The following is a 14,985-nucleotide window of genomic DNA, read 5'->3' on the forward strand; positions in this document are numbered from 1 at the left end:
ACACACTACCGATCTGGAATTAGTATAAGCTTGAAATGATAAGAATTTAAGAAAATTCCTATTAATATTGAGAAAAATGCGAATTATTTTGCATAAATTCACGATTTTCTTCTTCAATCATTTGACGTGCAACATAAAGAATCAATTGGCGTAACCAACGATGTGCAGGATGATGATGAAGTAACGGGCACCATGCCATTTTTAATTCAAATTCAGGAATATAAAAAGGCGGATCTTTAATGAGTAAATTTTGGCTTTTGGCTTGTAAACGGGCGATACGGGTTGGTAATGTTGCAATCAAATCGACATTTGAAGCCAACAATGCTGGCATTTGATAATGACGAGTAAAGACTGAAATTTTACGCTTTTGACCAATTCGCTCTAAAGCTTGATCAATCCAACCCAATCCTGCTTGTTTCTCAGGATTCACACCAAAACCGACCCCCATACCTGTTTTTGATACCCAGATATGTTGCGCATCTAAATAACTTTTAAGATTTAAATTACTCGAAGCAGGATGTTTGTTATTGAGTAGGCAAGAGAAACTGTCACGCCATACTAAAACTTGGTGAAAGCTTTGTGGGATTTCATTAAAACGGTTAATTGCTAAATCAACTTTACCTTGTTCCATGTCACGATATGACACGTCACTTGGTGTTAAAAAGTCGAGTACAACATTCGGTGCTTCTGAGCGCAACGCTTTGACTAGACGAGGAACAAGTGTCGCTTCGGCATAATCAGAGGTCATAATACGGAATACACGGTTTGAAGTATAAGGTCGGAACTCAGTACGAGGTTCCAAAATCATCGATAAATCAGACAATGCGTCACGGATGCGGGGTTGTAATTCTAAAGCACGTTCTGTTGGTGTCATACCTTCAGAAGAACGGATTAAAAGAGGGTCATTAAATAAATTACGAAGACGACGTAAAATATTACTCATTGCGGGTTGGGTAACACCAAGCTGTTCAGCAGCGCGAGTCACATTTTTTTCACGTAAAAGAACGTCAAGGTAAATTAAGAGGTTGAGATCGACCCGCTCCAGATTCATAAAAAAAATACCGAAAATAAAATTTAGAAATCACAGGGGATTATGCCATAAGGAAATGCTTTTGTGTAAAAAGTAGATAAAAAAACAGCAGGCGATTTATTGTTATAGAAGCATCAAGATTTATTGTCTTGGTTTTAAATTGAGATGCATGTTTGAATAAATCCTAATCTGCCCATTATACATCAAGGCAATCAGATTTTTGAGCAACAACATTGTTTATCAATCGATGAATCAGCCGATTATGCTTTGAGCAATTCTTGATCATTCAGGGTATTTTTATATCAAAAAAATCCAGTCCTGGTTTTTTTGTTACAAGCTCAGACTTAAGTCTAATAGTGATGAAATCAGTAAATTGTCTGCTATTTAAGCAAAAAATAGATGAGTGGGTTTTGTATAAGATTTTATAAATTAAAGGTTTAGAGATTTCTTATATAATTATAATACGACTTTGATCTACATATTTTTTAAATAAATACTGAAAATTAACTCAGAATATTGGATTAATTTGAGGAGTCAATCTAAGCTAAGACCATAACAACGAAGTGTTCTAAATCTGTACAAACAAATACCGAGTGGATTTAGCTCTTCGATTGATGAAATCCTAATATTATTACAGGAACATATCATGACTACATACCAAACAGCGATTGATGCAATCCGTGAATTAAAAGCAAAATTCGGAAGCACATGGCGCGATATTAGCCCAGAAGATGCTGCGCGTATGCAAATGCAAAACCAATTCAAAACTGGTTTAGATATCGCTAAATATACAGCTGCGATCATGCGTCGTGATATGGCTGAATATGATGCTGACTCTAGCAAATACACTCAATCTTTAGGTTGCTGGCATGGTTTCATTGCACAACAAAAAATGATTGCGAACAAAAAATATTTCGGTACTACAAGCAAACGTTATATCTACCTTTCTGGTTGGATGGTTGCTGCACTTCGTTCAGAATTCGGTCCACTTCCTGACCAATCTATGCACGAAAAAACTTCTGTACCTGCTTTAATCGCTGAAATCTATACATTCTTACGTCAAGCTGATGCGAAAGAACTTAACGATTTATTCCGTGCGCTTAAAAAAGCAAACGAAGCTGGTGATACTGCTAAAGCTGCTGAAATCACTGCTCAAATCGACGGTTTCCAAACTCACGTTGTGCCAATTATTGCGGACATCGATGCTGGTTTCGGTAACGAAGAAGCGACTTATTTACTTGCACGTAAGATGATTGAAGCTGGTGCTTGTGCACTACAAATCGAAAACCAAGTATCTGATGCTAAACAATGTGGTCACCAAGCTGGTAAAGTAACTGTTCCACATGAAGACTTTATCTCTAAAATCCATGCATTACGTTATGCATTCTTAGAAATGGGTCTTGATGACGGTATCATCGTTGCGCGTACTGACTCTGAAGGCGCTGACTTGACTCAAAAAATCCCAGTGGTTAAAGAGCCAGGTGATATTGCTTCTCAATATATCAGCTACTTAGACACAACTGAAATTGATATTGCTGATGCTCAAGAAGATGAAATCTTGATTAAACGTGATGGTAAATTACACCGTCCTAAGCGTTTAGCTTCTGGCTTATATCAGTTCCGTGAAGGTACTCAAATTGACCGTGTTGTACTTGACTGTGTGTCTAGCTTACAAAACGGTGCAGATCTTCTTTGGATCGAAACTGCGACTCCAAACGTTGAAGAAATTGCACACATGGTTAACCGTGTACGTGAAACAGTTCCAAATGCGAAGCTTGTTTATAACAACAGCCCATCATTCAACTGGACTTTAAACTTCCGTCAACAAGCTTACGATCGTTGGGTTGCTGAAGGTAAAGACGTTTCTGCTTATGACCGTGCTAAATTAATGAGCGCTGAGTACGATGCTTCTGAATTGGCTGCTGATGCTGACTCGAAAATCCGTACATTCCAAGCAGATGCTTCTCGTGAAGCTGGTGTATTCCATCACTTGATTACACTTCCGACTTACCATACTGCTGCGCTTTCTACTCATGAGCTTGCACAAGGTTACTTCGGTACTGAAGGTATGTTGGCTTATGTTGCTGGCGTACAACGTAAAGAAATCCGTGGTGGTATCGCTTGTGTTAAACACCAAGCAATGGCGGGTTCTGACATCGGTGATGATCACAAAGAAATCTTCTCTGGTGACAATGCACTTAAAGCGCATGACGATGCTAAAAACACAATGAACCAATTCGCTGCTCACTAAGCACTGACTTGATTCGAAGAACCCAGCGTAAGCTGGGTTTTTTTATGGCAGCTGATAAGTTAACTGTAGGATTTAGTTTACACAGCATATTGTTGTTTGAATTAAATCGAGATTGGATGATGTTAAAACATCGTTAAAGGCTGAATCAAATAGCGGATTTTAGAAAAGTTTATTCATGTTGATGTGTTAAGTATTTAAATGATTGTATTCAATAGTGATGACTCTACGTTAGAGAGCCTTGAGATATACATTGAGAAAAAGAGGGCTATATAAAATAAAAATGCCCAATGAAATTCATCAGGCATTTATTGATTAACAATATTGAGTTGTATCGTGTTATTCGCGTATTTTAGTCGTTAAGCAAACTTAGCCAATACGTCTAAGAAACCTTCTTTTTGACGCGGATATTCTGCGATCACATCATGAATACGTTGACCTTCAGGATTGGTTGCATTGATGTCGCGGCCATCAGCAACAAACTTGGTCAACAAGCGTTCATAGTCAAATGGGCGCATATGTTTAAATGCATGATAAAGTACATGAAAATCTGTATTGGTACCTTCAGGAGGAAGTTGATCTAAGTAGGCAAATACACGCTCGTCTGACCATTCTTCATTGAACGTTGCTGGCTGTGAAAGTGCCATAACAGCATCTCCTCAAAATAAAATAATTCTAAATCAAATGATTGATTTGCAGCATTATATAAACCTTACTGAGCTTTTGTTTAATAAGGATAAATACAATATTTAGCTGAAAAAAATCTAAAATAAAAAGGGCAAAATATATTGCATGAGTAAAAGCAATGCTTTTTGACTCTGCCCTATATTTTGCCCTGAATCAATTCACTTGACTAATCAATAATGAAATTATCGTTCTTCAGGTAAATTGATATTCATTTCCAACATTTCAATGTTGGCTTCAGAACGAACTTGCATCTGAATATGCTGTTCATCTACACCACGGACATAACGATTAACCACTTGCATGATTTCTTTCTTCATTTGGTCAATCTTGTCTTGGCTTAAACGTTTGCCCAAACCGTTTTCAGAAGCAACAATAACTTTTAAGCGATCTTTAGCAGTTTGGGCGCTAGATGGTTTGTCATCATTGCTAAAAAGTTTACTCCAAAATCCTGCCATTTCTACGCTCCAAATAACCGTGCTAACCAACCCTTAGGTTTCACTGTAATATGTCGATAAGGACGTTCCTCACCCAAGAAACGCGCAACTAAATCATCATATGCTTGCCCAGCAGATGCTTCTTGGTAAAGAATGACAGGTTTACCTTCATTCGATGCCTGAAGTACGCTAGGGCACTCTGGAATGACGCCTAAAGTTGGTACACGTAAGATATCTTTTGAGATATCATCAATGGTCAACATTTCTTGTTTATCGGCACGTTCAGGGTTAAAACGCGTAATACATAAATGCTTACGAACACGCCCTTCGTTGTTTTCTACTTTTTTCGTCTTGCTGTCGAGCATACCAATAATACGGTCTGAATCTCGAACAGAAGAGATTTCTGGGTTTGTTACAATAATTGCTTCATCTGCATGATACATGGCTAAAATCGCGCCACGCTCAATCCCCGCAGGTGAGTCACAAATAATATAATCGAACTCTTGCGAAAGCTCATCGATTACACGAGCAACACCATCATCGCTCAACGCATCTTTATCACGGGTTTGTGATGCAGGTAAAATATATAGATTTTCAATATCTTTATCACGAATCAATGCTTGTTGTAAGCGTGCTTCGTTATTAATGACATTAACAAAATCATACACCACGCGGCGTTCACAGCCCATGATCAAATCTAAATTACGCAAACCCACATCGAAATCAATCACAACAGTTTTATGACCACGTAGGGCTAATCCTGTTGCAAAAGATGCACTCGTCGTAGTTTTACCTACGCCACCTTTGCCTGATGTAACGACAACAATTTTGGCCACCGAATCCACTCCTGTTATGGTCATTTTACCCGATTAAACGAGTTTTATATGGTGTTAATTTATACCTTAAAATTGCAAAGCTTCAAACACTAGCTCTTGCTGGTCATTCAAGTAAATATGTACAGCCTTTTTAATGACATCTTGAGGAATGTCATCTGCCACACAATATGTTCCTGCAATAGAAACCAATTCGGCTTCTAGTGAATGACAAAAAATTCTTGCAATGGTGTTACCACCTGCACCTGCAATGACTCTACCACGAACACTGCCATAGATATGTATATTTCCTGAAGCAATCACTTCCGAACCACTGTTAATACCAGCATTCAGTATGATGTCCCCATGATCTTGAACCAGACATTGTCCAGTTCTTAAAATTTCATCATGATATGAGGTTACATGACTCAATGTTTTAGGCGCATCTACGCTTGCATTTGGTGTTGCTACAGCGGGTGCTTTTACTGGAGTTTCAACCACTTGTTCTTTCGTCGGTTTAATCCGTTGCAATGGACGATCGGCAGGCAAGACTGGGAATTGAATTGCACGTGCTTGATCACCCAATAAACCATCAATCACAGCCATAGGCTGTAAATCTAGACTGATAATGAGTTGAATCAGGGCAATAAGCTCTTGTTCAACTGTAGTATCAATAATGACCAAAGCCCCTTGATAAGAGGTTTCACTCATCATTGAAGTTAATTGCTGGCGGATGGCATCATGATCATTAGTATCGAAGGTTAATCGGGTAAAATTAACCATTCTGCCTGTAATCCGTATATCAGCCATAATTATTCCTTAAAAGGCGTGTGACCTAAATTTTTCTATCTAAGCGTCAAAAATTGTGAAATAGGGCAAATGCTAGAACATATTGAATGATTTCTCTAGCAAAGATACAAATATTTTCAATGAATTGCTTATTCTTTGAATCACTCATCTTTTACTTGATCATTTTTTTCTAATTCAAGCTGCCATTGTTTTACTTTCACTTGTTTCCTTAACGATTCTAAACTTTCATAGACTACAGATTCAACTAGTTCTTCAAGCTTCTGATTTTCAATATTTAACTGGCTTAATTTGGTTGAAATTAGTTGATAGGTCGCGTTTGGATTGTATAAATTGCCTTCAGTGAAAGGTTCCACCAATCCTTGGGTAATATTCTCACCTAACTGTTGCCCAATATTTTGAATCTGATTTTCAATCATACTGCCTGCAATTGGGATCATGCGCAATAATTGAGTCAATTGCGGAGTGTCTTCAATGGCTTGACGTACAATCTGTCCAACATTATGGCTAATCACATGACTTTGTGCTTTTAATTCAGTGGCTAAAGACTCTTGTAAGACTTCCGCTAAAGTTTGTGCAAAACGCTCTCTATGATGGTCAATCAAATCATGAATGATTTTCTTATGACTTGAGCTGGTGTCTAATTCATGTTTGATTCCGTCAATGACTGTAATAACCACGCGGTCAGATAATTCTTCCATTACCACCCGATAATAAAACAGCACACGTTTTAGAATGTTGTCGGGAATGACCTTATAACCTAACTCATGAAAATGGTAAGCAATAATACCGACCCGAATTAAACGTAAAAAACGTAAATAAGGAATAATCGCTAAAATTTCATACCAATGAATAAATGGAAAGAAAAACCAACGCGCATGGTGTTTGTTGATGATTGCGATGAGCCAGCGAATGCCCAATTCAACAATCAAAAAGGTAATAAACCAGCTTTCGGTTTTAATCACCCATGGGTGCAGATCTGTTTTGTAATACTGTAAAACTTGCGGTAAATGAATTTCATTGAAAAGCCAATCACCAAAATTACTCATTAAAAAAGCATTGGCACATAAACAGAATAAGTTAAAGATGATAATAAACATCATAAAGATGTCATAACCAAAAGCGATCCACCATCCTCGTGACATATCGTTTTTCGTTTCTGCACTATTTTCGAGTGGTGGAACTTGCTCTGTCATATCCATCCTATTCTGTGGTTTTTCTTCAATTGAAATTTAGTGGTTATATTTTTGTTTTATGGTGCTAATCAGTTGATCTTTTTCAGTCCATAAATCATCAACCCAGTTTTGAAAGCGTTCGCGATATTCTGCATCATCTTCATAATTGCCGCCCAGTACCCATTCAGGAATCTCAATTTTACGCATATTGACTGCAATTCGAGGCACTTCGCCTAACCAAAACTCGCCATAACCGGGTGCACCATCTGGATACACAATGGTCATATCCACCAGTGCGTCAATCTTATCACCTAAGATACTTAAAGCGAGTGCGAGTCCACCAGCCTTAGGTTTAAGTAAATTGGTAAAAGGTGATTGTTGTTGAGCATGTTTTTCTCGGGTAAAGCGTGTTCCTTCAAGATAGTTGAGCAGGGTAAAAGGCTGGCTTAATAGCTGTTCACAGGCTTTACGGGCTTCTTCCATGTCACGCGTTTTGAGTTCAGGATTTTTTGCAATCTGCTCTTTTGTATGGCGTTTCATCATCGGAAAGCCAAGAATTTTAAAGGCTTGCCCGACAAACGGTATAAAGATCAGTTCCCATTTGGTGAAAAAACGGGTGAGTGGCATGCGTGTTAAGCCAAAATATTGGTTTACGGTGGTATCGACCCAACTTTGATGATTACAGGTCATCAAATAACGACCTTGCATATTTAAATCCAAGTTTTCATCAACGGTAATGTCCCATTGTGTTTCTGGAAGAACATGATCAATCAACCAATTATTGACGCTTAACCAACTATTGGTGATGTTGATATTGGTTTCATCCACCTTTTTTGACTTTTTAAATAATTTGGTCAAGCCTAAAGCCAAAACAGGAGGACCGTGAAAAAAAGTACTACCAGTAATCACTGAGCCAACGGTTAAACCTTTCGTAATTTTTTTTAAAATAGGTTGCTTCTGCTGTTGAGATGACATAGAACAGTCCTAATGATTTATTGTGAGTGCCAGTTCAAGCGACGAGGATATTTTTTACTATGACGTTGCGATCTCGGGAAACCATGTTAGTCTTCATTTAGAATGCCTAGATTTCAGATTTGCTGCTTCGTATTTGCTAAAAATATACATCGTTGTAAACATAGACGAATTGTCCAGAGCTCCTAAATATAGTCGTTACAATGCAATTAAAAAAGACACATTTAATGACTATGTACAAATTATGATGATCACTTTTGTAAATTTTGTTGTAAATATTACAAAATGTAAAAAAATACGTGATTGTTAACAAAACGCCTATAGTGGTGCTTTGTTTTTTATACCAAAATTAAGCTAACAAAAAACACAACTTGGAGGCATGCAATGCGTGCACTATTAATTACAACACTTACAGCAGGGGCTTTAGTACTTTCTGGCTGTCAATCAACTGGTAATAATATCGGCGGTATGGAGTACGACAAATCTGCTATTGGTGGTTTGATCGGTGCAGCAGCGGGCTATGGTTTGTCTCGTGGTAATGCAAACTCATCTGCACAAAACAATCGTGCAGCAGCAATTGGTGCGCTTTTAGGTGCGGGTACTGGTCTTTATCTAGACAATAAAGAGAAAAAATTACGTCAGCAAATGCAGGGCACTGGTGTAGAAGTTAACCGTAATCCAGATGGTTCTGTAGCTTTAGTTATGCCTGGTAGCATCACATTTGATACCAACAAGTCATCAATTAAACCGAACTTCTACGGTACTTTAAATAAAGTTGCACAAACTTTAATGGAAGATAACAAGAGTGTAATTCTTGTAACGGGTTATACAGATAATACGGGTAATGATTCAATCAATATTCCATTGTCTCAAAACCGTGCATACTCAGTTGCAAACTACCTTAAAGGTAAAGGCGTGCAAAGCCGTATTGATACTCAAGGTTATGGCTCACAAAACCCAATCGCAGATAACTCTACTGCTGCGGGTCGTGAACAGAATCGTCGTGTAGAAATCAGCATTTATGCAGCAAACTAATATGCGACAAACTAAGAAATCGTAACAACAGTAGCGTATTTTTTAGTTGAAGGCATTGAGTTGAAGTTATTAAAAAGGAATCATGGTTCGCTATGATTCCTTTTTTTATGCTCCAAATTTTCCTTAAACCGCATCAATCCGTTTAAGGATCAGGTTAAGGTTTTTTATGATTAAAACGAGAGGCGATGCGCTAACGGTCTTTCTTCTTGCTGCAATGTGTTATCCGTTATGATGGCTTTGGGTGATAGCTTTTGGTTATGCTTTCGCCACGTGATCACCAGTTAACTGAATAACAACAGCTCAGAGCAAAATAGAGTATTGAAACAAGAACGTTTGAAACTAAAGCAGAATTTAACTGAAATTATTTTTATCTGGTTTTTATATTGGAAAAATTCAAATTAAGCATTTTGCAACTCTACTTTAGATGACTATAATCGAGCTCGAAGTTTTTAGAGGATGAACAATGTCGAAAGCAAGTCAACTGAATGACAAGCAACTTGAAGCCATGAAATATACTCAAGGACCCTTGTTAGTACTTGCAGGGGCGGGTTCAGGTAAAACCTCAGTAATTACAAGAAAAATTGCGTATTTGGTCCAGCAGTGTGGGATTCCTGCGCATCGAATTACCGCAATGACTTTTACCAATAAAGCTGCACGTGAAATGAAAGAACGTGTGGGTAAGTTGTTGGGTAAAGAAGAAGGGAAAGGGCTTTCAGTTTCAACCTTCCATACCTTTGGTTTAAATTTATTAAGAATTGAGCTGAAAAATACTCCACTTAAAAATAATTTCTCAATCCTTGATGCCGATGACTGTAAGCGTATTCTTATGGACTTGATGCATCGTGATAATTTATCGGGTGCTGAAAGCAAAGAATTGATTGCTAAAGCCATGAAAAAGATTTCAGATTGGAAAAATGATTTGATTGTGCCTGAGCAAGCACATACGACTTGTGAAACACCAGAAGATGTGCAGTTTGCCCACTTGTATCAATTATATGAGCGAAATTTACGGGCTTATAATGCTGTAGATTTTGATGATCTGATCGTAATGCCAACACGTCTCTTACAAGACAATGCTGAAGTTCGTGATCGCTGGCAAAACCGGGTTCGCTATCTACTTGTGGATGAGTATCAAGATACCAATACCGCGCAATATATTTTGGTAAAATTACTGGTCGGTGTGATGGGGCAGTTCACCGCTGTAGGTGATGATGACCAATCCATTTATGCATGGCGTGGCGCAAAGCCTGAAAATATGGCATTGCTCAAAGAAGATTTTCGTAATTTAAAAGTGATCAAGCTGGAGCAAAACTACCGCTCTACCAGTCGTATTTTAAAAGCCGCGAACCATGTCATTGAAAATAACCCACATATCTTCGATAAAAAGTTGTGGAGTGATAAAGGTCATGGTGAGGTCATTCGAATCATCACCTGTCGTAATGATGATGATGAATCTGAACGTGTAGTAAAAGATCTACTTACGCATAAATTGATGAATGGCAAAAACTGGAAAGATTATGCGGTGTTGTATCGCGGAAATTTCCAAGCACGTGTATTGGAAACTCAGCTACGTCAAATGCAGATTCCATACAAGCTCTCTGGTGGTCAATCTTTCTTTGGTCGTGCAGAAATTAAAGATGTGATGAGCTACTTGCGTATCATCATCAACCCTGAAGATGACAGTGCTTTCCTTCGTATTATCAATACGCCTAAACGTGCAATTGGCCCTGTAACACTTGAAAAGTTAGGTCTTTTTGCCCAAGAAAATCATTTATCACTGTTGGCTGCGGCAAGTGATCAACGCTTAACTATGGTAATGCCGAAAAAGGCCACCACACAATTGGCTGAGTTTGCTGGCTTTATCAATGATTTCACTCGTGAATTGTTAGATGACGATGAACCTGTTCCTAAAATTCGTCAAATGATGAATGATGCAGGCTATATCGATTATTTACGTGAAACTGCGGCAACGCCTGCACAAGAAAAAACCAAGATTGATAATGTGGAGATGCTCTATACCAGTATTCAAAGCTTAATCAATCGTGCTGAAGATGTAGATGAAAAGAACATTGAAAGTGTGATTCGTAAAATGGTGTTGCTGGATATGCTTGAGCAACAACAGGAAGATGAAGACACCGATAAGGTCAACCTGCTGACATTACATGCATCTAAAGGTCTGGAATTTCCATTTGTTTATATTATGGGCTTAGAAGAAGAACTTCTGCCACATAAGAACTCCATTGCCGCTGAAACGATCGAGGAAGAACGCCGTTTAATGTATGTGGGTATTACCCGTGCACAACAAGGCTTAACCTTAACTTTGGCTGAGCAACGTAAAAATGGTGGGCAAATGAAACAAATGACCCCAAGCCGCTTCTTGGATGAATTACCACAAGATGAGTTGGATTGGTTAGGGCGTAAGAAAAAATTAGCTGAAAATGTTGATCCTAAACAACAGGCACAGCAATATTTACAAAACTTAAAAGCGTTATTAAAACGTTAATTTTTAAATCAGTTCTTTTATTTTTCTTTCGATTTGATTTTAAACAGATCGAAAGACATAGAAGAACTTTTAACAGCTTTATTTAACCAAGGATTTCAATATGAAAGTTCAAGTAAAAGTACTTGATCAACGTTTAGGTCAAGAATGGCCAATGCCAACATATGCAACAACAGGTTCAGCGGGTTTGGACTTACGTGCATGTGTAGAAGAAGCGATTCAAATTGAACCTGGTCAAACTGTGTTGGTTAAAACAGGTATGGCCATTTATATTGAAGATACTAATTTTGCTGGTCTGGTTTTACCACGTTCGGGCTTGGGCCATAAGCATGGGATCGTATTGGGCAACTTGGTTGGCTTAATTGATTCAGATTATCAAGGCGAATTGATGGTTTCTGTTTGGAATCGTGGTCAAACCACCTTTACTTTAGAACCAGGTGAGCGTTTAGCACAGTATGTTTTGGTGCCTGTAGTTCAAGCGCAATTTGATATTGTAAGTGAATTTGAAGCGACTGAACGTGGTGCTGGTGGTTTTGGTCACACTGGGAAGAACTAAGTTTTTCTCATCATTTTTAAAGCCTGATTTATCAGGCTTTTTTAATGTTATATTGAATTGTAACAAAAAGTATGTATAACGCTGTATATAAAATTGAATATATTATCAAGAGTTTTTTAGTATATTGCATTTGACCCGATATAAATATTCTCATATAAATGAATTGCTTGCTTATCATTAGAGCGATAAAGCTGACGAAATAAAGGGTTAAGCAAATAGAAGTTTTGCTTATGAAAAAGATGAATGATTTTCCTTTTCAGATTTTCCGCGCTTATGATATTCGTGGAAAAGTTGAAATGATGCCACCTGAATTGATTCAGGCAATCGCATATGCTTTAGTTGATCAACTGATTGAAAAGGGTCAATCAAAAATTACCTTGGGATACGATGCTCGATTAAGCAGTCCTGCGTATGCTCAAATTATCAAACAGGTATTTCAAAATAAAGACATTGAAGTCACTGAAATAGGTTGTTGTGCTACACCACAATTGTACTTTGCCGCAAGAAATACGCAGGGCAATGGCATCATGGTCACAGCCAGTCATAATCCAAAAACCGACAATGGTATTAAATGGATTATGCAGTTTGAGCCACCGTCTCCTGAAATGATTCAAAACATAGGCATTCAAGCAAAAAATTATCTGCAAAGTGAACAGTTGTCATGGATTGATGCCGAATCTGTGATTCCAAGCGCGACTCATCAAATTAAATCTGAATTTTGTCTGTCCTATCAGTCTGCGTTATTAAAAGATATTCAGTTAACCCGACCACTTAAAGTCGTGATTGATGGCTTAAATGGTTCAGCAGGCTATTGTGCCAATCTTGTTTTAAAAAAATTGGGTTGTGAGGTGATTGCATTACGCTGTAATGCTGATGGAAACTTCCCCGACCATGCACCGGATCCTTCACAAGCCACACATTTAGAATTATTACGACAAAATGTACTTAATCATCAGGCAGACATTGGTATTGCTTTAGATGGTGATGGCGATCGTGTGGTTCTATTGGATGAAAATGCCCATATTATTTCAGCGGATCGGCTTTTAGCATTGTTTGCCCAAATGTGTTTAAAAGATCATCCACAGCATGAAATTGTATTTGATGTGAAATGTTCATCTATGGTACGTCAAGTGGTTGAACGTTTGGGCGGTCGAGCCAAGATGATTCGGACTGGTAGTAGTTTTTTACGCAAATACATGTCGCAATCAAAAGGCCAAGCTGTCTTTGGTGGTGAGTACGCAGGTCATTATGTATTTAATGATGGGCGTGGACTTGGTTATGACGATGGTCTATATGCGGCTTTACGTGTGATGGAATACTTATGTTGTTTTCCTCAAGCAACATTGTCTGAAATCTTAGCCTGTTATCCTGACCGTTTTTATACTGAAGATACTTATATCAGTACCCATCGAACTGATCCGAAAATTGTTTTGAATGAGATTGAAGAGCTCAGTCAACAATTTGGTGCTGAGCTGAGTAAAATTGATGGTGTTCGCCTTGATTTTGAGCATGGTTTTGGCATTATGCGGGCATCAAATACAGGTGAATATTTTACCGTACGTTTTGATGCAGATTGTCCAAATTGTTTAAATGAAATTCGTCAGACATTTGCGTCTATGCTCAGTGATCGTTATCCTATGATCGCCCAAGATATTCTACAGGCACACTGATTTCTTGCATCATCCATATTCATCAGTCTAATTCCTACAGCTCACTAAGGAGAGGCGAATGCCACATCAGCATACTGGCATCGACAAAGCGCAAATATTGACAGAGGCTTTGCCATATATTCAACGATTTTCAGGTAAAACACTCGTTGTAAAATATGGTGGCAATGCAATGACTGATCCAGAGTTGGAAAGCTCATTTGCTCGCGATATCGTTTTACTCAAAACTGTAGGTTTAAATCCGATTGTCGTACATGGTGGTGGTCCACAAGTAGATTCATTGCTTAAACAGTTGGGGCGTGAGTCTGATCGTATTGATGGAATGCGGGTAACGGATCCTGCAACCATGGAAGTGGTCGAGATGGTTTTAGGCGGCAGCGTCAATAAATCTATCGTTAATCTGATTAATCAGCATGGTGGACGTGCCATTGGTTTAACGGGTAAAGACGGTAATTTATTGCGTGCTCAAAAGCTCTTGATGGAAAAGACACTTGCTGATGGTACAGTCACGCAAATTGACTTAGGTCTAGTTGGGGAAGTGACTGGGGTTAAAACTGACGTTTTAGAAATGTTTACCCAAAGTGATTTTATTCCAGTGATTGCGCCTTTAGGTGTAGATGAAGACGGTCAAACTTATAATATCAATGCCGATTTGGTCGCAGGTAAAGTGGCAGAAGCTTTGGGCGCGGAAAAATTGATTCTATTGACCAATATATCAGGTGTTTTAGATGAAAATAAAAACCTCCTGACTGGTCTTAGTACTCAAGAAGTCGATCGTCTCATTGAAACTGGGGTGATTTACGGGGGCATGATTCCTAAAGTGGGTTGTGCCTTAGATGCGGTTAAAGGTGGGGTTGTGAGTGCGCACATTGTAGATGGGCGGGTACCTCATGCAACACTCTTAGAAATCTTTACCGATCATGGTGTAGGAACCTTAATTACCAACCGTGCCAAGCCTCAGAAATAATTTTTAATCTATAGATTATTTTTTTTAAAATGCCAGTGTGAAAACATTGGCTTTTTTATTTTGCCGATTTTATTTCAAACTCACCATTCATAGCG

The 14,985-nt window shown here is 38.3% G+C and carries 13 protein-coding genes; 6 read left to right on the forward strand and 7 right to left on the reverse strand.

All coding sequences use genetic code 11. The features are described 5' to 3' along the window. Positions 1–61: 61 nt before the first annotated feature. Positions 62–1,051, reverse strand: coding sequence for a LysR family transcriptional regulator (locus AC07U8_RS04325; RefSeq protein WP_004722769.1), 990 nt, complete (start codon positions 1,049–1,051; stop codon positions 62–64). 625 nt (positions 1,052–1,676) lie between these two features. Between AC07U8_RS04325 and AC07U8_RS04330 the strand changes: the two genes are divergently transcribed. Next, positions 1,677–3,281 (forward strand): isocitrate lyase, encoded by a 1,605-nt coding sequence (locus AC07U8_RS04330; RefSeq protein WP_004722767.1) that lies wholly within the window; start codon positions 1,677–1,679, stop codon positions 3,279–3,281. A gap of 356 nt (positions 3,282–3,637) precedes the next feature. Here AC07U8_RS04330 and AC07U8_RS04335 read toward each other — a convergent pair whose 3' ends face one another. From AC07U8_RS04335 to yihG, 6 genes are all read right to left on the reverse strand, one after another. Beyond that, positions 3,638–3,925 carry a PA4642 family protein gene (locus AC07U8_RS04335; RefSeq protein ID WP_004722766.1) on the reverse strand — a complete coding sequence of 96 codons (288 nt, stop codon included), beginning with the start codon at positions 3,923–3,925 and terminating at the stop codon, positions 3,638–3,640. A 222-nt stretch (positions 3,926–4,147) separates the two neighbouring features. Further along, on the reverse strand, positions 4,148–4,420 hold the full coding sequence (minE, locus tag AC07U8_RS04340) for a cell division topological specificity factor MinE (protein WP_004722763.1): 273 nt from the start codon (positions 4,418–4,420) through the stop codon (positions 4,148–4,150). Positions 4,421–4,422: 2 nt separating this feature from the next. Further along, positions 4,423–5,235, reverse strand: a complete 813-nt coding sequence (gene minD / locus AC07U8_RS04345; protein ID WP_004722761.1) for a septum site-determining protein MinD — start codon at positions 5,233–5,235, stop codon at positions 4,423–4,425. Between the two features lie 66 nt (positions 5,236–5,301). After that, positions 5,302–6,021, reverse strand: a complete 720-nt coding sequence (minC, locus tag AC07U8_RS04350) for a septum site-determining protein MinC (RefSeq protein ID WP_004819387.1) — start codon at positions 6,019–6,021, stop codon at positions 5,302–5,304. A 140-nt stretch (positions 6,022–6,161) separates the two neighbouring features. Further along, positions 6,162–7,214 carry a preprotein translocase subunit SecA gene (locus AC07U8_RS04355; protein WP_494737392.1) on the reverse strand — a complete coding sequence of 351 codons (1,053 nt, stop codon included), beginning with the start codon at positions 7,212–7,214 and terminating at the stop codon, positions 6,162–6,164. 36 nt (positions 7,215–7,250) lie between these two features. Next, positions 7,251–8,168: a 1-acylglycerol-3-phosphate O-acyltransferase, YihG family gene (gene yihG / locus AC07U8_RS04360; protein ID WP_494737393.1), complete on the reverse strand. Its 918-nt coding sequence runs from the start codon at positions 8,166–8,168 to the stop codon at positions 7,251–7,253. Positions 8,169–8,549: 381 nt separating this feature from the next. Between yihG and AC07U8_RS04365 the strand changes: the two genes are divergently transcribed. The 5 genes from AC07U8_RS04365 to argB all read left to right on the forward strand — a co-directional run bounded on the left by AC07U8_RS04365 (position 8,550) and on the right by argB (position 14,890). Next, on the forward strand, positions 8,550–9,200 hold the full coding sequence (locus tag AC07U8_RS04365) for a YiaD family glycine zipper/OmpA-like lipoprotein (RefSeq protein WP_056514630.1): 651 nt from the start codon (positions 8,550–8,552) through the stop codon (positions 9,198–9,200). 463 nt (positions 9,201–9,663) lie between these two features. Beyond that, positions 9,664–11,703, forward strand: coding sequence for a UvrD-helicase domain-containing protein (locus tag AC07U8_RS04370; protein WP_004722749.1), 2,040 nt, complete (start codon positions 9,664–9,666; stop codon positions 11,701–11,703). A gap of 100 nt (positions 11,704–11,803) precedes the next feature. Beyond that, complete coding sequence (dut, locus tag AC07U8_RS04375; protein WP_004722748.1) at positions 11,804–12,256, forward strand: dUTP diphosphatase; 453 nt, start codon at positions 11,804–11,806, stop codon at positions 12,254–12,256. Positions 12,257–12,486: 230 nt separating this feature from the next. Next, positions 12,487–13,926 carry a phosphomannomutase/phosphoglucomutase gene (locus tag AC07U8_RS04380; protein ID WP_315074645.1) on the forward strand — a complete coding sequence of 480 codons (1,440 nt, stop codon included), beginning with the start codon at positions 12,487–12,489 and terminating at the stop codon, positions 13,924–13,926. 58 nt (positions 13,927–13,984) lie between these two features. Further along, positions 13,985–14,890, forward strand: a complete 906-nt coding sequence (gene argB, locus AC07U8_RS04385; RefSeq protein WP_004722746.1) for an acetylglutamate kinase — start codon at positions 13,985–13,987, stop codon at positions 14,888–14,890. Positions 14,891–14,985: the final 95 nt, after the last annotated feature.

Source organism: Acinetobacter sp. GW821-FHT01E09 (assembly GCF_059422385.1).